Source organism: Pirellulales bacterium (assembly GCA_019636345.1).
Lineage (GTDB): Bacteria > Planctomycetota > Planctomycetia > Pirellulales > Lacipirellulaceae.
The window spans coordinates 378,133-400,407 of record JAHBXQ010000002.1; the positions used below are offsets into that span (position 1 = coordinate 378,133).

At 66.0% G+C, this 22,275-nt stretch carries 22 protein-coding genes; 11 read left to right on the forward strand and 11 right to left on the reverse strand.

Annotated features, from left to right (window positions below; genetic code table 11):
- Window positions 1-255 precede the first annotated feature (255 nt).
- Window positions 256-999 (forward strand): gamma-glutamyl-gamma-aminobutyrate hydrolase family protein, encoded by a 744-nt coding sequence (locus KF688_05340; GenBank protein ID MBX3425085.1) that lies wholly within the window; start codon window positions 256-258, stop codon window positions 997-999.
- Between the two features lie 177 nt (window positions 1,000-1,176).
- Here the strand turns inward: KF688_05340 and KF688_05345 are convergent, their stop codons facing one another.
- Complete coding sequence (locus KF688_05345) at window positions 1,177-1,755, reverse strand: DJ-1/PfpI family protein (protein ID MBX3425086.1); 579 nt, start codon at window positions 1,753-1,755, stop codon at window positions 1,177-1,179.
- Window positions 1,756-1,829: 74 nt separating this feature from the next.
- On the reverse strand, window positions 1,830-2,210 hold the full coding sequence (locus tag KF688_05350) for an acyl-CoA thioesterase (protein MBX3425087.1): 381 nt from the start codon (window positions 2,208-2,210) through the stop codon (window positions 1,830-1,832).
- 255 nt (window positions 2,211-2,465) lie between these two features.
- On the opposite strand from KF688_05350, the gene KF688_05355 reads away from it, so the two are divergent.
- The 3 genes from KF688_05355 (at window position 2,466) to KF688_05365 (ending at window position 5,167) form a co-directional block, all read left to right on the forward strand.
- Window positions 2,466-2,918: an acetolactate synthase gene (locus KF688_05355; protein MBX3425088.1), complete on the forward strand. Its 453-nt coding sequence runs from the start codon at window positions 2,466-2,468 to the stop codon at window positions 2,916-2,918.
- A 145-nt stretch (window positions 2,919-3,063) separates the two neighbouring features.
- The gene (locus KF688_05360) at window positions 3,064-3,777 is read left to right on the forward strand and encodes a hypothetical protein (GenBank protein MBX3425089.1); all 714 of its coding nucleotides are present in this window, start codon (window positions 3,064-3,066) and stop codon (window positions 3,775-3,777) included.
- 49 nt (window positions 3,778-3,826) lie between these two features.
- Window positions 3,827-5,167, forward strand: coding sequence for an HD domain-containing protein (locus tag KF688_05365; protein MBX3425090.1), 1,341 nt, complete (start codon window positions 3,827-3,829; stop codon window positions 5,165-5,167).
- Window positions 5,168-5,279: 112 nt separating this feature from the next.
- On the opposite strand, the gene KF688_05370 is transcribed toward KF688_05365, so the two are convergent.
- Together KF688_05370 and KF688_05375 are read right to left on the reverse strand one after the other, a co-directional pair.
- Window positions 5,280-6,749, reverse strand: coding sequence for an ABC transporter permease subunit (locus KF688_05370; protein MBX3425091.1), 1,470 nt, complete (start codon window positions 6,747-6,749; stop codon window positions 5,280-5,282).
- A gap of 74 nt (window positions 6,750-6,823) precedes the next feature.
- Complete coding sequence (locus KF688_05375; protein MBX3425092.1) at window positions 6,824-7,102, reverse strand: acylphosphatase; 279 nt, start codon at window positions 7,100-7,102, stop codon at window positions 6,824-6,826.
- A gap of 233 nt (window positions 7,103-7,335) precedes the next feature.
- On the opposite strand from KF688_05375, the gene KF688_05380 reads away from it, so the two are divergent.
- A complete protein-coding gene (locus KF688_05380) occupies window positions 7,336-8,607 on the forward strand; it encodes a hypothetical protein (GenBank protein MBX3425093.1) in 1,272 nt (423 codons plus the stop codon).
- Between the two features lie 390 nt (window positions 8,608-8,997).
- Here KF688_05380 and KF688_05385 read toward each other — a convergent pair whose 3' ends face one another.
- From KF688_05385 to KF688_05405, 5 genes are all read right to left on the reverse strand, one after another.
- Window positions 8,998-9,672 carry an HAD-IA family hydrolase gene (locus KF688_05385; GenBank protein ID MBX3425094.1) on the reverse strand — a complete coding sequence of 225 codons (675 nt, stop codon included), beginning with the start codon at window positions 9,670-9,672 and terminating at the stop codon, window positions 8,998-9,000.
- Between the two features lie 150 nt (window positions 9,673-9,822).
- Window positions 9,823-12,078: a bifunctional 23S rRNA (guanine(2069)-N(7))-methyltransferase RlmK/23S rRNA (guanine(2445)-N(2))-methyltransferase RlmL gene (rlmKL, locus tag KF688_05390; GenBank protein MBX3425095.1), complete on the reverse strand. Its 2,256-nt coding sequence runs from the start codon at window positions 12,076-12,078 to the stop codon at window positions 9,823-9,825.
- Between the two features lie 97 nt (window positions 12,079-12,175).
- A complete protein-coding gene (locus KF688_05395; GenBank protein MBX3425096.1) occupies window positions 12,176-12,643 on the reverse strand; it encodes a TraR/DksA C4-type zinc finger protein in 468 nt (155 codons plus the stop codon).
- A 30-nt stretch (window positions 12,644-12,673) separates the two neighbouring features.
- Window positions 12,674-13,537, reverse strand: coding sequence for a formyltetrahydrofolate deformylase (locus tag KF688_05400; protein MBX3425097.1), 864 nt, complete (start codon window positions 13,535-13,537; stop codon window positions 12,674-12,676).
- Window positions 13,538-13,796: 259 nt separating this feature from the next.
- Window positions 13,797-14,699 (reverse strand): HDOD domain-containing protein, encoded by a 903-nt coding sequence (locus tag KF688_05405; protein MBX3425098.1) that lies wholly within the window; start codon window positions 14,697-14,699, stop codon window positions 13,797-13,799.
- A gap of 636 nt (window positions 14,700-15,335) precedes the next feature.
- On the opposite strand from KF688_05405, the gene KF688_05410 reads away from it, so the two are divergent.
- The gene (locus KF688_05410) at window positions 15,336-16,520 is read left to right on the forward strand and encodes an AAA family ATPase (protein MBX3425099.1); all 1,185 of its coding nucleotides are present in this window, start codon (window positions 15,336-15,338) and stop codon (window positions 16,518-16,520) included.
- A gap of 23 nt (window positions 16,521-16,543) precedes the next feature.
- On the opposite strand, the gene KF688_05415 is transcribed toward KF688_05410, so the two are convergent.
- On the reverse strand, window positions 16,544-17,119 hold the full coding sequence (locus tag KF688_05415; protein ID MBX3425100.1) for a dCTP deaminase: 576 nt from the start codon (window positions 17,117-17,119) through the stop codon (window positions 16,544-16,546).
- 63 nt (window positions 17,120-17,182) lie between these two features.
- Window positions 17,183-17,908 (reverse strand): endonuclease III, encoded by a 726-nt coding sequence (gene nth, locus KF688_05420; GenBank protein MBX3425101.1) that lies wholly within the window; start codon window positions 17,906-17,908, stop codon window positions 17,183-17,185.
- A gap of 666 nt (window positions 17,909-18,574) precedes the next feature.
- Here nth and KF688_05425 point away from each other — a divergent pair.
- The 5 genes from KF688_05425 (at window position 18,575) to KF688_05445 (ending at window position 22,230) form a co-directional block, all read left to right on the forward strand.
- Window positions 18,575-18,991: a DUF309 domain-containing protein gene (locus KF688_05425; GenBank protein ID MBX3425102.1), complete on the forward strand. Its 417-nt coding sequence runs from the start codon at window positions 18,575-18,577 to the stop codon at window positions 18,989-18,991.
- A 55-nt stretch (window positions 18,992-19,046) separates the two neighbouring features.
- Window positions 19,047-19,775 carry an LON peptidase substrate-binding domain-containing protein gene (locus KF688_05430; protein ID MBX3425103.1) on the forward strand — a complete coding sequence of 243 codons (729 nt, stop codon included), beginning with the start codon at window positions 19,047-19,049 and terminating at the stop codon, window positions 19,773-19,775.
- 250 nt (window positions 19,776-20,025) lie between these two features.
- Window positions 20,026-20,670: a GTP cyclohydrolase I FolE gene (folE, locus tag KF688_05435; protein ID MBX3425104.1), complete on the forward strand. Its 645-nt coding sequence runs from the start codon at window positions 20,026-20,028 to the stop codon at window positions 20,668-20,670.
- 198 nt (window positions 20,671-20,868) lie between these two features.
- On the forward strand, window positions 20,869-21,627 hold the full coding sequence (locus KF688_05440; protein MBX3425105.1) for a hypothetical protein: 759 nt from the start codon (window positions 20,869-20,871) through the stop codon (window positions 21,625-21,627).
- A gap of 147 nt (window positions 21,628-21,774) precedes the next feature.
- A complete protein-coding gene (locus KF688_05445; protein MBX3425106.1) occupies window positions 21,775-22,230 on the forward strand; it encodes a hypothetical protein in 456 nt (151 codons plus the stop codon).
- Window positions 22,231-22,275 lie beyond the last annotated feature (45 nt).

Consider the following 22,275-nt stretch of genomic DNA (forward strand, 5'->3'; position numbering starts at 1 on the left):
CAGCAGGGCCCATGGAAGGGACCCGACGTTCGCTCGGCAAGGCCGAGGGAGGACGTTGGCCTGCGACTCCGCTTGCTTCTCGGTTCTCGCTCGACGGGCGTTTCTCGTCGGAGTTTGGGCAGCCGCTGGCGGTTCGATTTCTCGCCGAGCGCCGACATTCCGCCCCGTCCAGCCGGCAAGGGTTTGCCGGGGGGCTCCTCGACTGCTGCCACTTCCCCCGTGCGCCACGACGGCGCTGGAAAGGACGAGCAAACGATGACCAAACCGCTGATTGCGATCAATCTGGATTACCGCACTGGGAAACAAGACGGACAGGCTTTCTCCTTCGTGGCTGCCGACTACTACGACGCCATTCACGAAGCGGGGGGCCTGCCGCTGCTGTTGCCTCCCTACAACGACGAGGCTGACCTCGAAGCGGTGCTAGAGCGAGTCGACGGCGTGCTGATGATCGGCGGCGCCGACCTCGACCCGCGTCGCGACGGCTGGATGCTGCACCCGACCGTCCGGCTGCAGGACCCGCGGCGGGAATCGTTCGATCGGATGCTGATGCGAGTCGTCAGCGAGCGGCGGATTCCCGTCTTGGGGATCGGCGCCGGGATGCAACTGCTCAATATCGCCAACGGCGGCAATCTCATGCTCCACATTCCCGAGGACATGCCGACCGCGCTCCCCCACTTCGATCCGCTGGATCCCGATCATCGCCACACGCTGGTGCTCACGCCAGGGTCGATCATGGACCGCGTCTACGGCGACGGCGAGCTGCGGGTCAACAGCATGCACCACATGGCGATCGACGACTTGGCGCCCGGCTTTGCCGTGACCGCCCGCTGTCCGGACGGGGTCGTCGAGGCGATCGAGAGCGAGATGCCCGATTGGTTCGCCCTGGGGACGCAGTTCCACCCCGAATCTCGCACCGCGTCGGCGCTCGATCTGCGAATCTTCGAGGAGTTCGTCGTGGGCGTGACCGAGTTGCGGACCGCGGTTCGGCTGGTCGCTTAACGCTTGAGTTGATTTACCAGGAGATGGCACGGGCGAGCGTGCGGCGACCTCCCGCAAGGCCGCCGCCGCTCGCGCTCGACCAGGACGCGAGAGCAAGTGCACCACGCCCGCGGAGCCGGCCAGGACGCCGCCCGCGGGCTTTCATTTGGTGTCGGATGACTTGCCGTACGCCGCCAATCACAAATCGCCGACCACCCTCAAAAACTCCCTCATCCAAGCCGGATTCGCCGGCCAAGCGGGGGCGGTGACGAGATTGCCGTCGACATGGACGCTGTCGAGGCTCGGGCTGGGGGGCGCCCATGTGGCGCCTGCTTGTTCCAATTGGGGGCGGACGCTTGGGTAGGCTTGGCACTCGCGGCCGCTCACCACCCCCGCGGCTGCCAAGATCATCGGTCCGTGACAGGTCGCGGCCACCGGTTTCCCTGCAGCGAAGAAGTCTCGCACCAAGGCGAGCACTCGCTCGTCGAGTTGCAGGTACTCCGGCGAGCGTCCCCCGGGGATGACCAACGCGTCGTAATTCGCGGCCCGTGCCGCTGCAAAGTCGGCGTTCAGCGGGAAGTTGTGCCCCCGCTTTTCGGAGTAGGTCTGCTGTCCCTCGAAGTCGTGGATTGCCGTCACGACGACCTCGCCGGCCCGCTTGTCGGGGCAGACGACGTCGACCGCATGGCCGACCATCTGCAAGATCTGCAGCGGGACCATGCATTCGTAATCTTCGACGAAGTCGCCGACGAGCATCAGGACGCGTTTGGCAGGCATGGCGGGAAGGGGGGAGGGAGTTAGGAAGGGAAAGCTGTCGAGTCATGACGGCTGACCGCTGTCGACGACTCGCTTCAGTCAGCCACGAGAAACTCAGGCATGCGGCGGATGGTTCCGGTCGAGTCAATGCAAGCGATCACGCTTTGGCCTTCGGCAATCTTTGTCGAGTCGACGTAGACGTCGTAGCGGTGCTCAATTCGAGCCATCGTGGCCTTGGTCACTTCGGTGACGATCCGCACCCGGTCGCCGAATCGAGCGGGGCGGAGGAACTTGCAACCGACGCTGTGGACGACCAGGAACACGCCGTCCCGTTCCAGGTCGGCGTAGTCGTGCCCCATCGCTTTGAGCATCTCGACCCGCGCCAACTCGAAGTACTTGAAGTAATTGGCGTGATGGACCACCCCCTGGCCGTCGGTCTCGTAGTAGCGAACGTCGATTGCCAGTTCGTGTTGCATGTCGGGGCGGACGGGGCGGGGTGCGCGGGACGGCGACTCGAGGGGGACCCCTATCCTAAGCGGTCGCAGGGGGCCGGCCTAGCCGCCTCGGGGGGAGCGTTGCACCAGGGCGCCAGCAGTCGTATAGTGTTGACTGGCAACGCCTTGGGCGTCCTTGATTCACTCCTTTCCCGACGGCCGGCGGGGTTCGCCGGGTTCCCTTCAGGAGTTCTCTTGATGAGCAGCGGCGAACACCACGGAACCGACTTCGCCACGATGCGCGGCCGCGACTATCCGTCGATCCGACAGTTCACCGTGTTCATCGAGAACCGCGTCGGGCAGCTGCTGGAGGTAGTCCGCCGGTTCGAGGGAAGCAACGTGCGGATCGTCGCCCTGACGATTTCCGACTCGACCGAGTGCGCGGTGGTCCGGTTCCTGCTCAGCGACCCCGAGGCGGGTCGCGAGCTGCTGGAGCGGGCCGGGCTGGCGATCATCGAATCGGATCTCATTGCCGTCGAGTTGCCCGAGTCGCCGCAGCCCATGCTGCAAGTTTGCACGGCTCTGCTGCAAGCCGAGGTGAACATCACCCAGGTCTACCCCCTGCTGGCCCGTCCCCGCGGCAAGCCGGTCGTGGCGTTGATGGTCGACAACATCGAGATTGCGATTGATACGCTTGCCGACAAAGGGTTCGTGGCGATCAACGAAGACGATCTGAAAGACATGCACTGAGCGGCCCGTTGCGCCCGTTGCCCGTCGCATGCCGGGCGTCGAAACTGAGGCCAGAGCGACGTCGTCCGACCTTGCTCGCACTTTGGGTCGTCATCCGCGGCGTCTGCGTCCTGCTTTGCTCCTACTCCCGCCGAGTTCGACCCCGATGCCGATCAACGTCACCTGCCCCAAGTGCCTCACTAAATTCACGGTCGGGGATCAGCATGCCGGGAAGACCGGCGCGTGCCCCAAGTGCAAAGGGCCGATCACTGTCCCGACGCTCGAAGAACAGGTCGTGATCCACGCCCCTGAGTTCGGCGAGGCCGGCGCCAAGGACGCCAAGGGACGCTCGGTTCTCAAGCCGATCTCGCGCAAAGAAACGAAGTTCCAGCTCAACGCGTTTCTGATCATCGCGGGGGCGGCGCTGTTGGCCGTCGGCATCGCGTTTCTCGCCGGTCGAAGCCTGGACGAAGCCCAGCAGACCTGGGCGCTGGCGATCGGCGCCGTGCTGTTGGGGCCGCCGCTGGCGTACGGCGGGTACAGCTTCCTCCGCGACGACGAATTGGACGCCTACGCGGGGGGCGAGCTGATCATCCGCTGCGCGGTCTGCGGGCTGGTGTTCGCGCTCTGCTGGGGCGTGTACTGGTTCCTGGGACGACAACTGTTCGGCAACGACACGTTCGACGACGGCTTGCTGGAAATCTACCAAATCGGCATCCTCATCGGGGTCGCCGCGGGGATTGGCACGCTCGCCTCGTTCGCTTCGTTCGATCTGGAACCGATCAGCGGCTTTTTTCACTTCGTCCTGTACTTCGTCGTTTGCATCGTGTTGCGGGCGATCATGGGTCTCGCTTTGCTCCCGGGGATGGGGGGCGGGTGACGAGTCCGCACTTGGCGGTTCAACAAACCAATTCATGCGAGCGCCCGCCGTGTCCTCCCTTCGCAACATCCCCGAAGTCGCCGCGCTTCATGCGAGCCGCTCGGTGGTGCGGATTCCGCCGGAGACCGACGTCCCGCTCACGCCCCGCGTGCGGCGGATCGTCGACGCGGCCCCGTTTCGCCGGCTGGCCCAGGTGAGCCAGTTGGGGCTCGTGCGGTTGGTCTACCCGGCCGCAAATCACACGCGGCTTGAACATTCGCTGGGCGTCTATCGCACGGCCCTGTTGTTTCTCGACCGCCTGGCCGCCGACGAGCGGTTCGCGGCGCTGGTCGAACCCGCCGACGCCGAGCGGTTCTTGTTGGCGGCGCTGGTGCACGACGTCGGGCACTGGCCCTATTGCCACCCGATCGAGGATCTCGACCTGCCGGGCTTGCCGACGCACGAGGAGTTTGCGGAGCAGTATCTCGCGGAGTCCGAGTTCGTGACGCTGTTGACCGACGACTGGGGAGCGACTCCGGCGCAGATCATGGATCTGCTCGCCGGCGATCCGCCGACCGTCGCGGGGCGCGTCCTGGCGAGCATGCTGTCCGGGCCGATCGACGTCGACAAGATGGACTACCTCATGCGGGACAGCCTTCACGCCGGCGTCCCGTACGGTCGCAACTTCGACCAGCAGCGGCTTGTCCACAGTCTGTGCCTGAGCGAGACGGGCGACGCGCTGGCGATCTCCGACAAGGGCAAGACCGCGGCTGAGATGATGGTCTTCGCCCGGTACGTCATGTTCAGCGAAGTTTACTGGCATCACGCCGTGCGTTCGGCGACCGCGATGCTGCAGCGGGCGTTTTTCCTGCTCTGGTCCGAAGGGCGGCTCGACTGCCCGACGCTGTTCCCGCTGACCGAGCGGGAGATGGAACAGGCGCTGGTCGCCGCGGCGGCGGGGACGCCGGCTGCGGACCTGCTTGCGGGGTTGTTCGGCGAGCGCCGGCAGCTTTACAAACGAATCGCCCAGTGGAGCGTGCTCGAGGATGCGGAGTCCTACGACCGCCTCGCTCGACGGCCCTACGAGTGGCTGGCAAAGCTGTCGGCCGAGGTGGCCGGCGAACTGTCCGCGTCGCTCGGCGCGCCGGTGGCGCCGCACGAGGTGCTGTTCGACGCCCCGCCGGCGGCGCTCGAGGTCGAGTTTGACATCGACGTTCATTTCGCCAAAGCGGGCCGCTATCGCCGACTCGGCCAGGTTTCGCCGGTCGTGCGGACCCTGGCGAAGAAACAGTTCGACGACTACGTAAAACGCGTACGACTGTTCGTGCACCCGCGGTTGGCGGAACGGCTGGGCGACGACATCACGTGGCAATCGGCGCTGAAGGCGGCCCTGGCTGCGACCGCGGAATAGTGCCGGCGAGCGGTTACGCAGTACGCCGGGGCAGAGGACGCCAACGCCCGGCAGAAGGTTGCGCCCCCGCCGCGGTCGGCGTGCCGTCGTGGTTCAACCGCAACGAGGTCGCCTACGCCAGATCGCGATCTTCAAAGAACAAAAGCGCCAACAGAAGCGCCACGCCGCAGTACAGCAGCGTGTAGAGCAGCGCATATCCCAGGTACGCCATCGGCACGCTCGAATCGCCGGCGATCGCCCCCTCGATCTCAAAGTGGTCGAGCACCGGCAGGATCGTCGACACCAACCGGCCGAAGAACCGCACGAACACGATTTCGTTCAAGGCCGACTGGCTCTTGACGATCAGCGCCGCGAGATGCCCCAGCACGTAGATCGAACCGCAGATGACCAGATTCGGGAGCATCGGCAGCCGGGTCGAGACGGCGACGCTGATCGCCGCGAGGACGACCGATTCGAAAAACGCCAGCACCAGCCCCGGGACGATCCGCACGATCTCGGCGTGACACTCGGGCCAAGCGGGCGTGGTCTTCGACGATTCGCGCGCGTCGTACACCACCTTGAACGACACGCAGACCAGGAACACGACCCCCAGAATCACGAACATCAGCACGATCGGCCAGACGATGCCCAGGAACTTGCCCAGGAGGAACTGGCGCCGACCGACCGGTTTAGAGAGGACGGTCAGCGCAGTGCGGCCTTCGATCTCGTCGGCCACCGAGGTGCTCGCCGACCACAGGGCCATGATGATCGCCAGCACTTTGATCGTCGTCATGCCCGAGGTCTTGAGCATCTTCACGTCCTCGCCGAACGTGTTGTACGGGATGAATACGTAGGCCACGAGCGCCACGACCCCGATCCCCGTGAGCAGCGCAAAGAGCGGTTGCGAGATCGTTTCCTTGGCGGTCGCCGCAGCGATGACCGACGCCCGCGGGGCGAGCCAGCGGACGAGGAAGTACAGTCCGAACAGTCCGATTGTCCCTGCCGCGGCGATCGGAATCTGGTGGACCTGCGGCGTTTTGACGTCGGTGACGGTCTCGACGACGACCTTCGCGGGATTGTCGGTCTCGTTGGTGACGTACAGGCCGGTCACCTCTCCCTCGAACCCCCGGGGGCGAGGGCTGCTGGGGGTCCAGCGGTACTGCACGCCCCCTTCCACCAGCAACAGCGGCTCGACGTAGGTCTTCCCTTTCTCCGAGTTGATCGCCACGTCCTCCTCGCTGGTGATCACGTATTCCTGCAGCTCGTCGCTGCGGAACGCCAGTTCGAGGGCGTGATCGTCGGTCTTCGCGGGGACGGTCGCCGTAGCGCTGGCGGAGCCGATTTGGTTCAGCCGGGCGAGCGACTCGCCGACTTCGCGGACCGGCATCGTCGGCGACGCGAACACCGCCAGCGCACAGAGCGCTATCGCGACGTAGCTCAGCGGCTGCAGCACCCCTTCTTGGACGGCGCCCAGGATCGCGTCGCCCGCGGGACGCTTCACCAGCCGCAGCACGCCCCACAGGACGACCAAAGCCGCAACCCCGATCAGCACGCCGACCGACAGGACCCAAATGGGAGTCAACCAGATGTAGAGCTTTTCCATGGCAATCGCGACCAGCGCTCGGGAGTTGCGTAGTGTGCGTGAACGAGGGATGAGAACTTCGGCGGCCTCGGCGATCACGTTCGCGTCGGGCGAATCTCGAACGAGAGGTACTCGCCGCTAGCGGCGAGGGCGTCTACCGTCGCGTCGCGAATGTTCCCGCTCATCTCGTCGGCCACCGCGGCGAGGAAGTCGTCGACCTCGGCGGGCTCGCCTTCGGCCACCAAGTGCACGCGGCCGTCGGTCAGGTTCTCGACATAGCCGGTCACCCGGTACCGACCGGCGATCGTGCGGGCCGTATAACGGAAGCCCACCCCCTGCACTCGACCACGGTAATGCGCTTCGCGTCGGACCATGGCGGCGTGGGAAGGATCGTCCTAACTTCTCGCCGGCCAAGCGGTTGGGTCGCCCGGAACACGGCCGAACTGCCCAGTATACCAGCCCGGAAGACCGCTGCCAGTCTTGACCGTCAGGGGGCCGATCCCTACGCTCCGCGGCCCGTGGAAGCCCGACTTTGGCGAGCCTAGCCGGCCGGGAGTCGCGGCGCCGCGGGACGTTTCCTCTCACCCCGTTCTTTTCGAGTAGCGCCGTGCCCCTGCGAGCAGCCCTGGTCGTTGCGGCTTGGTTGGCCCTCTGGGGTATAGCCGCTCCGGCGCCGGCTGCCGGCGTCGCAGGGATGCTGCTGCTGACCAACGGCAATCTCGTCGAGGGGGTGATCGTCCGCAGCGGCGATTACTACCGAGTGATTCACGAGGAGATCGAGCTGCGCGTCCCCGCGGTGCAGGTCGACGCCTACTGCCGCACGCTCGACGAGGCGTATGCCATCCGTCGCGGACGCTTTCGCGACGATGGCCCGGGCCACCTGGAACTTGCCCGCTGGTGTCTGCGAAACGACCTTGTCGAGCAAGCGGCTCGCGAGTTGCTCGACGCCCGGACGCACGACCCCTCGCTCCCCGAAATCGCGGCAGTCGAACGGCAACTCATGTGGGCCCTGCGTCCTAACGCCGGCGGGAAGACGAAACCTCCCGCCGCGGTCCCCCGGCAAGGAGTCGTCCAGGCGAGTTGGAACGAACCGGATTCTGCGCAATCTTCGCCGGCGCTTGCGACGCCGAGTCACGGGATTGATCCCTCCGACGCGGCTCGAGCGCAGTTCGTTCGGTCGATTCAGCCGATGCTGATCCACTCGTGTGCAACTGCGGGCTGTCATCAGCGGGAGAACCGGTCGCCGCTGGCGCTCGATCGGATGGTTCTTGCCGGAGGGGGGAATCGCGCCGCGGTCGAACGCAACCTTGCCTCGGTATTGACTCTGGTCGACCGCACGCATCCCGACGACAGCCGGCTGATCGCCCTGGCGCGACAGGCTCACGGGGATCCCGGCGCCGAGTCGTCGCCCCTCACGTCGAGGCAGACCGCGCTGTTGATCGGTTGGGTTCGCGACGCCGTCGGCTACGTGCCGCCGCCTCCGGAAGCGGAGTCGACGCCGGAGGGTTTCGAGGAATTCGCTCCGGAATGGTCGCCGGAAGAACTCGCGGGGCTGCCGAGAGCGCCCCGTGACAAGCCGGTTGCCAGCGGAGTGCGATCCGGCGATTCCCCTGCGACCATATCGGCGTCAGCCGCACCGACCGGGTTTGCTTCGGGTTCCGGCGAACCAACGAAGCCGGCGGCCGTGCCCCGCAGGCTTGCGGTTCCCGATCCGTTCGATCCAGCCGAATTTCATCGCCGCATTGCTGCTCGACAAGCGGCGCGTCCCGTCGCGGACACGGCGGCGCCGAGCGGGGAACTCAAGGTGTCCGGCGTCTCGCAGGTTGAAGCGGACGAGGCGGATGCGCCTACTCCGTCCATCCCAGAGCCGACGCCGTAATCTGGGGCGTGGCGCCGACGGGAGCGTACGCGGCAGCGGGACTGGCGTCGTCGCTCGCCTCAACTGGCGGCGCCGAGATCGTCCCAATGACGGGTCCCCCCGAGAACGCCGACCCGGACCGCCCATAGGGGTTCGAGTACGAGCTTCCCGCAACCGGCGGGCTCGTGTCGCAACTATCGCTGCAGATGCGGCATCCTCCGCCGGCCAGAAGGCACGCCATCGCTACGGCCAATCGACGCATGGTTCGGTCTCCCCCTCGTGGCGCCGGGTCCGCTGCGCGCAGAGTTCGCGCACGCGGCCGCGGCAAAACGCCTGATCCTTCGATCGGCGCCGCAGGCGCGCGGCGTTGAGCCAAGCCGGCGAGAAGCCCGTTTCGGGACGAGCTAGCTGCTAGCCCCCGTCCAGCTCAAGGGCCGCGGCAATCCGGGGGTCGGCAAGGGTGTCGGCGATGAACTGCGCGCCTGGGAACTCGTGATTGCGGCTCCGTCCCGAGGGAACTGCGACCGCGTACGTTCCCGCGGCGACCGCGGCGCGGCAGCCGATCTGGCTGTCTTCCAGTACGAGCATCTCGACGGGTTCGACCCCGTGCCTCGCCGCCGCCAGCAGGTAGACGTCGGGCGCCGGCTTGCCGTGCTCGATGTCCTCGGCCGACAGCACGAACGCGAAGCGGTCCGCGAGACCGCTTAATTCAAGCACCCGGGTGACGAACCCTCGGCCGCTGCTCGTGGCGATTCCTTTGGTGATTCCTCCGCGCTCCAGGCCCGCGAGCAGATCGAGAAGGCCCGGCATCGGCGCGAGTCGCTCGGGGAGCAGCGACGCAAAGATCTCGGCCGATTCCTCGGCAAGTTCTTCGGGGGTGTCGTTCAATTCGTGCCAGTCGATCATCACCTGGAGGGCCAGGAGCGATTTGCGGCCCATCATCTCGTCGAGCAACTCGCCGGTGATCTGTTTGCCGCGACGCGCGAGCACGACGCCGCCGACCTCCTGATAGAGCTCCTCGGTGTTGAACATCAGTCCGTCGAGGTCAAACGTGACGGCCCGCAGCGGCGGCGTTGGCTTGAGCATCGTACTGGGCGCAGGCGAGTGCAGGGGCAAAACCAGCAGGATAGCAGATTTCGCGGCCAGCGCCGCGGGCGCGACTCAATCGCAATCCCGTTCAGAGCCGCTGGCGGATCATGCGCCGGCCAGCCGTCGTCCTTTGTCGCAGTCCCAGGCTCAACCGACGAGCCCGGCCCGGACCATCCGCCAGCAGCGGTGGATGCGGCGATTGCGGAAGTCCTCGGGGACCGTCTGACGGCTGATCTCGCGGATGCTGGCTCGTTCGGCGAGGGACTGCTCGTCGAGTTGAAACCGTCGCGAGTTTGTCGAGAAGAACAGCACGCCGCCAGGAACGAGTTGTTCGAGCACATCCGACAGCAGCGCGACATGGTCGCGCTGCACATCCCAATCTTCTTTCAGCCGTTTGCTGTTCGAGAATGTCGGCGGGTCGACGATCGCCAAGTCGAACGGCGGTTCGCCGTGAAGCCCCGCAAGAAACTCGCCGGCGTCGCTGCGCACCAGCCGATGCGGGGCGCCGCGCTCGCCGCTCGTCGTGAAGCCGTTGAGTCGCATGTTTTCCGCGGCCCAGTCGAGATAGGCGCCCGAGAGATCGACCGTCGTCGTCGAGACGGCCCCCCCCGCCGCGGCGTAGACGCTGAACGACCCGGTGTAAGCGAACAGATTGAGCACACGTCGTCCGGCTGCGGCGTCGCGCACCATGCTGCGCGTGACGCGGTGATCGAGGAATAGACCCGTGTCGAGGTAGTCCGACAGATTGATCAGGAACTTGAGCCCCCCTTCGTGAACCACGCGCGTCACGCCCTGGTCGGAGAACCGCTCGTATTGAGACGCGCCCCGTTGGCGGCGGCGATGCTTCAGAAACACCGCGTCGCGGTCGATTTCGAGGATCTCCCCGGCCGTGCGGGCCATCAGGTCAAGCCAGTCGGCGTGTTCGGCCGGGGTGCGATCGTGCGGCCGCTCGAACTCGGCGACGTGGAGCGCATCTTCAAATCGATCGACCACCAACGGCACGTCGGGGACGTCCCGCTCGTAGAGCCGGTAACAAGTGATCCCGCGCTTCGTCGGCCAGCGCCTGAGGTGCCGCGCGCGAGCCCGCAGGCGGTTGGCGAATTCCTCGGCTTGGCGCGTCGACTCGGCCCGCAGACCGCCGAAGGCCGGTTTGCGCGACGGGGCGGGGGGAGGCGCCGTGACGTGCGTCTCGCTCGGAGCTTGTGCGGAAGGGGGCTGCTCGACCGCCGGGACGTTCGGCGGCGCGTCTTCGCTCGGTGACTCGGCCGCTTGGTGCGTTTTCGGCCGCGGGCCGTGAAATTGGTAGTAAGTGCATGCCAGGGGGCCGTTGTACAGTTTGCGGCGACGGTCGGCCTCTTGTCCGACGAGCTGCTCGAAGTCCTCGCGGGCCGACAGAATGAAGTGCGACCATGTCTTCAGTCGCCGCAGCACCGCGGGCATCGACCGGTAGAGCGCCGTGATCTCGGCCTCCTCGCCCAGCCGCACGCCGTAGGGCGGGTTCGTGACGATGCAACCGTAGTGTTTGCTGCTGGAGAGATCGGCGAATTCGCGCTGCTGGAAGTGGATGTCGTCGGCTACTCCCGCTAGTTGGGCGTGATGGCGGGCGAGCTTGAGCGCCTCGGCGCTCGCGTCCCAACCGATGATTCGCTCGACGAGGGCCGGCTTGGCAAGCTCGGCGGCCTCTTCGCGGGCTTGCCGCCAAGCGTCGTGCGGAATTGCCGCGAACGATTCGCCTGCGAACTCCCGGCATCGTCCGGGGGCGAGGTTGCGGCCGATCATGGCCGCCTCGATGACGATCGTCCCCGTGCCGCAGAACGGATCGATCAACGGCTTGCCGTCGCGCCAGAAGCTGAGCTGCACGAGCGCCGCGGCCAACGTTTCGCGCAACTGCGCCTCGGCGGCCAGCGTCCGATACCCCCGCCGATGTAGTCCGGGGCCGGTCGTATCGACGTCGAGCGTCGCGCGATCGTCGACGAGCGACACCTCGACCGGCACGGCAGCGCCCGTTTCGGGAAGCGCCGCCACGCGATGGGCAGCGAGCAACCGATCGACGATCGCCTTCTTCACCGTTCGCTGACACGCTGGCACGCTGGCAAGCTGCGATTTGTGCGAGCGGCCGCGAACCAGGATCGCCGCGTCGGGGGCGATCCACTCCTCCCACGGCAACGACTTGGCCGTGTCGAACAACGTGTCGAAGTCGGCCGCGGGAAACTCGGCCAGTTCCACGACCACCCGATCGGCCGAGCGAAGCCAGAGGTTTGCCCGGCAAACGGCCGCCGCGTCGCCGGCAAAGGCGATTCGCCCGGGGCGGGCCGTCTTCGCTTCGTATCCCAACGCGGCCAACTCGCGCACGACGACCGCCTCGAGTCCGAACGCACTGGTGGCGATGAGACGCAGCGACATGGGGGGGACGGAGGGGGAGGGGCGAGCCGAAACGCGCATAGCGCAATCCCTGATCATCGCAGCGCGGGGGAGCGTCGCCTAGTGCGAGGGTTCCGCCTCAAAGCCGGCAGGGCGGGCTGCCGGTGCAGAAGAGTTTATACCGGGCCACGCCTCCGGCGTGGCTTACGCGCAGCTCGACCAGCGAGCCGCAGCGAGGGCAGTATTCCGGTTCGACGAAGGAGGCCCCGCGATCGGCGGCGCTCTGGCAGCCGACGCAGCGGCGTGCATCGGGGACGATGGCGAGCCGTTCCGGCGGGATCGGCTCGCGGCAAATCTCGCAGACGACGGCCGTATGCCAGTCGCCCCGATCTTCGCGGTCACCAGGGCGAATTGCGAGCCCCTCGGCCCCGCAGCGATCGCACTTCAGCCGCGGCCCGTAGCTGGTCAGCAGTTCGCGGACCAACTCCTCCGGCGGGTCGGGCGAGCGGCGCAACAGGCCGAGGGTGCGCAGTCGGCGCGCGAGCTCGACCTCCCCGGCCAAGGTCCACCACCGACACGCCGGGCATTCCAACTGCATTGAGAGCATCGGGTCGTTGCTCGGGGAGAAGCAATCGCGTCACATCGCCGCGCGCACCGCGACGACGTGATTGAAGTGGAGCGTCACCTCGCCGGCGGCGGCGCGGCGGACCCCTTCGACCAAGCATGCCGGTTCGTTCTCTTCCTGTCCGCGACGGATGATCTCCTCCAGAGGCGTTCCCGGGGCCACCGAATACGCGTTCTGGCAGATGATCTGATTGCCCGCGTCGAGTTCCGGCACGATGAAATGGCAGGTCGCTCCGTAGGTCAGCATCCGCACGGCGTAAGCGTCATGGTACGGTCGCAGTCCCGGGAAGCTGGGGAGCAGCCCGTGGTGGAGATTGATGATCCGCCCTCCCGCGTACTTCCAGCAGCTCGCCGGCGGCAAGACCCGCATGTACCGAGCCAGCACGATGAAATCGATCTGCAGCTCGTCGCAGACGGCGATCATTCGCTCGTCGTCGGCGACTCCGTTTTCGTCGCCGATCGAAAACCAGGGGACGCCGAACTCCTCGGCCAAACCGCGGCACGCGGTGCGATTGCTCACGAGCGCCGCGGCTTCGGCGTCGATTCGTCCGTCGCGAATCGCCGTGAGCACGGCCCGAGGCGTTTCCTGGCGATAGGTGGCGCAAATCGCCAGCCGCGGTCGACGGCTCCCCCACGGGGGGGACCAAGTGCGGACCGACAGGCCGGTGCGGCGGCTCACTTCGCGCATCGCGTCGGCGAGCGTCTCTTGCTGGCCGGCGGGCAAGTCGATCCGCGTGACCATCGAGAACACCGACTCGGCGTCATGGTCGAACATCTGAATCTCGGCGATGTTCGCTCCCAATTCGGTCACGCAGTGAACGATCGGGTCGGCGAGTCCCCGATTGTCGGGCCCGACGGCAGTGATGACGACTTGCATGATCCAGAGTTCCTTCGCCCGCGGCGGACGCCGGGGCCCGGCGAATCTGCCAAATATCGGCAGGGGATTGCAGGGCGTCAAGCGACGCCAACCGCAGATGAACGAAAACCGACGTGACGTCGTCCGCGCTGCGTTGCGTTTAGCTGCGGTTGCGCTCGTGGAGCTTTGCCGCTTTGGCGGTTGAGCAAGAAAGCGGGACGAGACGCTCGTTCCGCTCGACTGCTGCGCATTGCGCCGAACGACGCGCCCGGCGAATCTGTCAGATGCCGGCCAGCGCCTCGGCGGCAGCCAGGGCGGGCTCCAGTTCCTGCAACAACTCTGACATCTGTTCCGTTCGCAACCCCAAACCGTAGTAGACGTCGTCTCCCGGCGGAACGGCTTCGGGGACGCCAATCGCCGTCAGTCCGCGCAGCTCGGTCAAGTAGTTGGCCAGACAGATCACGTTGAGCAGTTCGCGATCCTTGCCCCGGAATTGGCTCGGTTCGCGATGGTACGCAATCGCGTCGCACGTCCGTCGCGGCAACAGCGACTTGGCGGCGATGTACGAACTGAGATCGGACCGCGAGAACGTGAGCACGTGCCGTTCGGCTTCGATCGCTTCGATCCCCTCGTCGGTCATGTCGAGGACGCGTCGCCAGTTCGGGCGCATGTACTGGTCGATAAGCAGCGTGCCGATGTCGTGCAGAAGTCCGGCGAGGAAGGCCTCTTCCGGCTCGGCGCGGCGACACACCTTCGAGATGACGCGGGCCACTTCGCCGACGGCGACCAAGTGCCGCCACAGCCCGGTGCGAGAGTAGTTGCGATACGGCTCGCCGGAATCAGTGAGCCGCGCCACGTACACCGTGATCGCCAGATTGCGCACCTCGCGGAACCCGAGCAGGGCGATCGCCGTACGCAGATCGCCGACTTGTTGGCGCAGTCCGCGATACGCGGAGTTGACGCTGCCGAGGATCCGAATGACTAGGGTCGGGTCCTGTTCGACGACGTGCAGCAGGTCCTCGACGTCGGCGTGTTCGTCTCCCGCGACGCTCAGCACCCGCTGGGCGACGCCGGGCAACGCCGACAGTTCGCACACGCGCGTGAACAACCGCTCGAGCGCTTCCTGGTGCTTGACCGACCGCGAGGGGACGACAAGCGTGACGGCGGGCGAGAGAACACTCATCGACGGCGCAGGCGAACGACGGGAGGCGGCGAGGCGGTTCCGGGTCGGCTTACCAGGGCCGGTTGGGACGTAGCTCGCGATACAGCAAACCTACCACGTTCGGGGGGGACGCCTGACAACGGGGCTGAAATTCCCGAGTTGCGGGTCTCCGTACAGGCGGCAGAACCGGTCCACGCCGAGCGACGCGAACGCCGCCGCAGCCGTTTTGCCCCGGGGGACGTTGCGACCTAAGTTACAGTGCGGGATCGTTCGCCTCCGGCGGTCGCCCCGCCCGCTTTGCATGCGCGCCGCGCTTGTTCACCCCGCAGAATCGCCTCTCGAATTGTCTGGTCAGGATCGCGTATGAGCAGCGCCTCTGCGAACGCAGCTTCCGCCGCGGTCGAGCCGTTGTCTTCCGACGATTCGGCGGCGCGCACGGTCAACGATCTCGAATCGCTGCTCGATCGGATCAACCGCCTGACGCAGGTCGGGGGCGAGGGCGGCAACGCAAACGCAGCCCGACCCTTCCGTCCGACTGCCGCGGCGCCCTCGGTCGCCGCCGTACCGGAACTCGAGGAAGACGCTGAGTGGACTCCCCCCGAGCCGAAGTCGCTCGACGAGGCGGGAGTCACCGAGGGCCAGCTCGAGCACCTCGTTCTGAAAACGCTGGCTGCGTTCGGCGACCTGTCGGGCCGTGACGTGGCGGTGCAGCACTCGATGCCTTTCTGCCTCGTCGAGCCGCAGTTGCAGGCGATGAAGCTTGCCCAATTGGTGGCGTTCCGCGGCGCGGCGCCGATGAACGACTACCTGTACCAACTGACCGACTTGGGGCGCGAACGAGCCAAAAAGCTGTCCGAACAGTGCAGCTACTTCGGCGCTGCGCCGGTGACGCTCAAGGCCTACGTCGAGTCGGTCCGACAGCAGACGCTCACCAAGTGCCATCCGACCGAGACCGATCTCAAGCGAGCCTTCGAGGATCTGCTCGTCAATCCGCACATGCTGCGGCGGCTGGGGCCGGCCGTGAACTCGGGCCGCGGGATGTTCCTGTTCGGCCAGCCCGGCAACGGCAAGACGAGCATCGCCGAACGCGTCACCCGCGCCTTCGGCGACTGCATTTGGATCCCCCGGGCGGTCTGCATCGACGGCGAGATCATGCGGATCTTCGACCCGGCCGTCCACGAGCCGGCGCCGCTGAAGGAGACCACGGGGCCGCTCGACAAGCGCCCGTTCGACCGCCGCTGGGTGCGAGTTCGTCGCCCCACGATCGTCGTCGGCGGCGAATTGACGATGGACTCGCTCGAGGTCAACGCCAGCGCGGGGGTCGGGGTCAGCGAGGCCCCGATCCAGCTCAAAAGCAACTGCGGCACGTTGGTGATCGACGACTTCGGCCGTCAGCGAATGACGACCGACGAACTGCTCAACCGGTGGATCGTCCCGTTGGAAAAACGGTACGACTTCCTGCAACTCGCCAACGGCAAGAAGATCCAGGTGCCGTTCGACCAACTCATCATTTTTTCGACGAACCTGGAACCGCGCGACTTGGTCGACGACGCCTTCCTGCGGCGGATTCCCTACAAGATCGAGGTGATCGACCCGTCGGAGGAGGAGTTTCGCAAGCTGTTCGAGATCATGGCGCCGAAGCTCGACGTGAAGTTCGACCAGGCGGCGCTCGACTACTTGATCGAGGCCCACTACCGGTCGGTCAACCGCCCGTTCCGCGCGTGCCAGCCGCGCGACCTCTTGTTGCAGATCGTCAATTACTGCCGCTACAGCGAACGCCAGCCGGCGATGTCGCAGGAGTTCTTCGACTACGCGGTCGAAAACTACTTCGCCGTCATGTAGCGACGCGACCGCGCCCCGCGGCCTCAGCCGCGCGACAGTTCCAGGCCGAAGTCGAGCGGCAGTTGCCGGTCGCTTGCTTCCGCACCGGCCAACTCCTTGAAGAGCAGGCTCGGCTGGATGTCGCGGTTGTGCTGGTACTTGCTGTCGTACTCGACGATCTCGCCGGTCAGTTCGTGATAGAAGATCTGGCAGATCGGCACGCCGGGGTAAATGCGGATCGGCTGCACCGCGAACATCTCCAGCGTCCAGTAGCCGCAGAACCCCACGTCGCCGAAGCCCGCGGTGACGTGCACGAACAAACCCAGCCGACCTACGGACGATCGGCCCTCGATCTGCGGGACTAAATTGTGGGTCTCGGTCCGCTCGACTGTCCGGCCCAGGTAGAGCTGGTTCGGGCTCAGCACGAGCCCCTCCTCGGGGATTCTCACCCGGCGCACTCGATTGGCCTTGGCCATGTCGAGGACCACCTCTTCGTACACGATCAACTCGTCGTGAAGCGTGAGGTTGTAGCTGTTGGGGTTGAGTCGCGTCGGCTCGAACGGATCGATCTGGATGTCGCCGCCGAGTCGCTGCAGGATCGCCGGTCCAGTGAGAATCATTGCGAGCAAGCCTCTGTGGCCGTCGGGGGCGGTCGTCCGCCGCGAGCTGACACAGCCGCTATTCTAACCGGCGACGCCGTTTTTCGGGCAGAAACTTTTCATGGAACAGCCGTCGCACGCCGGCTTGCGGGCCTTACAGACCTGCCGGCCGTGAAAGATCAGCCGGTGCGAAAAACCGATCCATTCGTCTTGCGGGACCAGTTCCATCAGGTCCCGTTCGATCTTCACGGCGTCGGCGAATTCGGTGAGCCCCAGCCGTTGGCTGAGCCGTTGGACGTGCGTGTCGACGACCACCCCCGTCGGCAGTCCGAACGCGGTCCCGAGCACGACATTCGCCGTCTTGCGACCGACCCCGGCCAACGCAGTCAGTTCGTCGAGCGTTTGCGGGACCTCGCCGTCATGCTCTTCGACCAGCGCCCGGCTGCAGGCCTGGATGTTCTTGGCCTTGTTGCGAAAGAAGCCGGTGCTTTGGACCGCTTTCTCAATCGACGCCAGAGGCGCCGCGGCGAATGCGGCGGGATCGGGATACTTTTTGAAGAGTCCCGGGGTCACTTGGTTGACCCGCTCGTCGGTGCACTGGGCCGACAAGATCGTCGCCACCAGCAGGTGGAACGGCGTCTCGTGCTCCAGTGCGCACTCGACCTCGGGAAAGTCTCGCTTGAGTTGCTTGACGACTCGGGCGGCTTGCTTCTTCCGCTCGGCAAGTGCGAGCGCGGGCTTCCTTGCCGTAGCTTTCCTCGCGGCGGGCTTTCCCTTCGCCGCCGCACGAGCACGTTTGGGGGCGGGCATCAGCGTGATCCTGGGGAAACAGAATGCCGAACTCACCGCGGAGCCGGGCGTTGCCGGGACGCTTGTCGCCCCCGACGATTCTCGGCGACGGAACCCGCATGTCAACCGCCGATTCAGGGCCAAGCGAGCGCACAACCGGCGCCTTGGCAGCGAGTGCTGGCACGCATTGGCGGCGATCCACAGTCCGTTTGCCGGATTTGCTTGGCCTCCACGCTTCCCGATCTGCCGATGACCGGCATAGGGCTCGGCGATTGCGGTCTCAGGGACGAGAAGAAGCGACCAACAGCTCGGACTCGCAAGCGTGTCGAGCATGCATTGCCAAGTTCGCTCCAAGCGGAGCGATCAGGGCAGGGGAGGGGGGACGCCCTGACGGAGGGCGCTGCCTCGCGGAGACTTCGTCAATTCGTTGAAGAGCCCGGGCGTTCTTGCAGGGCGTCACCTCTCCCAATGCTCTCTCCCAGAAGGGGGAGCGACTCTTGATCCAAGCCTGCGAAAACAGTCGCTCCGACGACGCAGGGCGTCCCCTCGGCTCGCCCCGTCGGAAAGCGGATTATTCCGGCTGCGTGACCAGCCCTCGGTCCTGGTGGCCGAGGTCCGAGCCGCTGCCTATAATCAACCAATCGTCCCGCCCCCGACTCGAAGTGCACCGATCAGGTGACCTCGCCGATGCCTGCCGAGCCGCTCTCCGACGCCGATGAAGCCCTCGTCGACGACGCCCTTTACCGGCAGGGGATCGAGCATTTCAACGCCTGCGACTTCTTCGAGGCCCACGAGGTGTGGGAGGAGTTGTGGACCGACTATCGCGGTCCTCTGCGAAAGTTTTTTCAGGGGTTGATCCAGTCGGCGGTGGCCCTGCACCACTTCGGCAACGGCAATCTCCGCGGGGCCCGCAAGGTGTACGGCACGAGCCGGGCGTACCTGACCGACTATCGCCCCGGGCAGTTGGGACTCGATCTGGACAAGTTCCTCGCCGAGTTCGACCGTTGTTTCGCCCCGCTTGTCGACGACCCCGACGCGATGAGAGGGATCGAAGTCGATCCCGAGACGATTCCGGAGATTCACCTGCAAGCCGACTCCGCCTAAGGGCGCGAACGCTTCGCCCCTCGATCCGCGCTGTACCTGCCGACGAGCCCTCGCCATGTTGCCTTGGAACGCTGACGACCTCGCCTTTGACGAATCCACGTTTTCCGGCGTCGGGCGGCTGTTTCCCCTGCCGAATCTGGTGATGTTTCCGCACGTCATGCAGCCGCTGCATATCTTCGAGCAGCGGTATCGCACGATGCTCAACGAGGCCCTCGACAGCGACGGCCTGTTGGCGATGGGGGTCGTCACCGGCGACTTCGAGTCCGAGCGGCCGCCGGTTTGTCCCCACGTCTGCCTCGGCAAGGTGGTCACCCATCACCGGCTCGACGACGGGCGGTACAACGTCCTGCTGTTGGGGATGCGGCGAGCGCGGATCGTGAGCGAACTGCCGGACGACCGGCCCTTTCGTCGAGCCGAGCTGGAGCTGCTCGACGATTTCGCCCCGACCGCGGGAGACGACGATCGGGCGGAGTTGCAGCGCGAACTGACTGAGCGGTTCGGCGAATCGCTGCAGGGGAGCGCCCTGGTCGACGAAGCAATTCGCAGTTTTCTGTCCGACGAGGCGCCCCTGGGGGTGCTGACCGATCTGGTGAGCTTCGCCGCTCCGCTGGGGCTTGAGGAAAAGTGCGCCTTGCTGGCCGAGGGGAACGTCGATCGCCGGGCCAAGCTGCTCAATCGCTGGCTTCGCAGCCATGCGAAGGGGGCGTCCACGCAGCCGCCGGCGCCGAAATTTGCCGCGCAGAAGTCCTCGTTGCGGTTCCCGCCCCGATTCAGCTCGAATTGACCGGCGAGATTCTGGCGCATTGGCGTCGAGCAACGCGGGTTTCCGATCAGTTCCCGCTAGCCGCGCTGATCATCGCCCCTGGCGCCGTGCCGTTCGGTGAACTCCGCCGACGGTCGGCGGTTGACGCCTTGCATCCCATCGGCGATTCTCTGCGGAGCGCCGCAGGCTCTGGCTTTCAAGCCTTCGTTCGAGTGCATTGAGGGCTGGCCCCGTATTTCAGTTGTTCGCTCGCCCGACTGGCAGGTTCACGATGCCCACGACTTCTCGCGACGCCGGCAGCCTCTCCGGCGAAATCGACGACGCCCCCCCCGCAGCGGCCGACGACGCCATCGTCGACCTGCCGCGGATTGAACGGGCCGTGCGTGAAATTCTGGCCGCCGTGGGCGAGGACCCGGACCGCGAAGGATTGCGCGAGACGCCGGCCCGCGTCGCCCGGATGTACAAGGAACTGTTCAGCGGGCTTCACAGCGATCCGCGGGTTCACCTGCAAAAGTTTTTCACCGAAAAGTACGACGAGATGGTCCTCGTCAAGGACATTTCGTTCAACAGCATGTGCGAGCACCACATGTTGCCGTTCATCGGCAAGGCCCACATCGGCTATGTCCCGAACGGCAAGGTCGTGGGGCTGAGCAAGTTGGCCCGCGTCGTCGAGGAAGTCTCACGCCGCCCGCAGGTGCAGGAGCGGATGACCGAGCAGATCGCCGACCTGTTGGTCGAGGAACTGCAGGTGAAAGGGGTCGCGGTGGTGATCGAGGCGGCCCACTCCTGCATGTCGATTCGCGGAGTTCGCAAGCCGGGGAGCGTCTGCGTCACCTCGGCGATGAAGGGGCTGTTCCGCTCGAACCTATCGAGCCGCTCGGAGATCATGACTCTGATCTACGGCAACCAGAGTTAGCGGCCTCGAGGCGACCAGCTCTTTGGCTTGCAGGCCTCTGTCCGCCGGATCGTTCAGCCCGAGTTCACGCCCCCGCTCGCTGACGGTTGCTGCTGATTGTCGCCGGCTGTTTCCGGGCAGCGACGGCCCTGCCGCTTGGTCGCGGCGTCGTTTACCATGCGGGATTCCCTGCGGATTCCTCGGCTCGACGGCGGCGTCATGGTTCTCTTCGCTCAGTTCCTGCTTCGACTGGCCTTCGGGCTGGCCGCTTGCATGGCGACCGTGTCGCCGCGGCTCGTGTCCAGCGGTTACTTTCGCAACCATCTCTACGTGACGCTCGGGCTGGCGGCGATGGCCGCGTTGGCGACCGGGGCGATCGGCTCGGGGGGCATGGCGGCGGCCATCGCGGCCGCGGGGGCCAGTTACGTCGGCGCCGTCTGTTGGCTCTACGAGAAGCCCGCGGCCGGGAAGATTGCTCTGGTCGCAGTCGCGTTTGCGGCGCTCGCGAGTCTCTGGCAACTCAGCGATGCGACGGCCGGTTCGGCCGCGCTCCCCGCGGTCGCCGTTCTGCGGCGGATCAACTTGGCGACCTCGGGGCTGCTGGTCGGCGCCGTGACCGCCGCGATGCTGCTGGGGCATTGGTATCTGAACGCCCCCGGGATGAAGCTCGAACCCCTGCGGCGGCTGATCGCGCTGATTGTCCTGGCCATTGTGCTGCAAGTCGCGGTCTGCAGCGTTGGGGCCTGTCTTTCCTGGAAGTCGGGAGCGACGTTCGACGGGGGGACCCTGGCCCTGTTGGCCATTCGCTGGGGCTTCGGACTGATTGGCGTGGCAGCCCTGGCGTGGATGGCCCGCAAGACGCTCGAGATCCCCAACACGCAGAGCGCGACGGGCATTCTCTATGTCGCGGTCATTGGCTCCTTCACCGGGGAGGTGATGTCGATCCTGCTGGCCGCGGAACATGCGTATCCGATGTAACGCGGCGGGGGCTGGGAGACCATGGTCCCATAATCCCTCCGCCCCCGCCCCTCGTCTTCGCGGGGCGGTTGTGGTTCAATGAAATGAACGTACGTCCATTCTCGCGTGAGTTCTCGACGGGCGCCGCGACGCCCGCGCCGGTGGAATATGAACGTCGCCTATGCGTGTCCCCAATGTCACGGGGTCGTCCGATTGAGTTTTGACGCCGCCACGCGGGATCTCGTTTGTCCGGCGTGCCGTCAGGCGATTGCCGTCCCTGAGGGGGCGGTCGTCGGCGACCGGGTTCAGCGGTGCTTGGCCTGCCCCAGCACCGACCTGTTCGTGCGAAAGGACTTTCCGCAACGGCTCGGCGTGCTGCTGGTGGCCATCGGCATCATCGGCAGCTCGATCGCCTGGCACTACGGCAACCTGTGGTGGACCTTCGGCATCCTATTCGCCACGGCCCTGGCCGACGTCGTGCTGTATCTGGTCGTCGGCGACGCGCTGATGTGCTACCGCTGCGGGGCCCTCTACCGCGGCGTCGCCGAAATGGACACGCACGGGGCGTTTGATCTGGAGACCCATGAGCGGTATCGCCAGTTGGCGGCGCGGTTGAAGGGGTAGGGGGTGATCGGCGACTGATTGCTTCGCGTTTTGCTTTCTCAATCC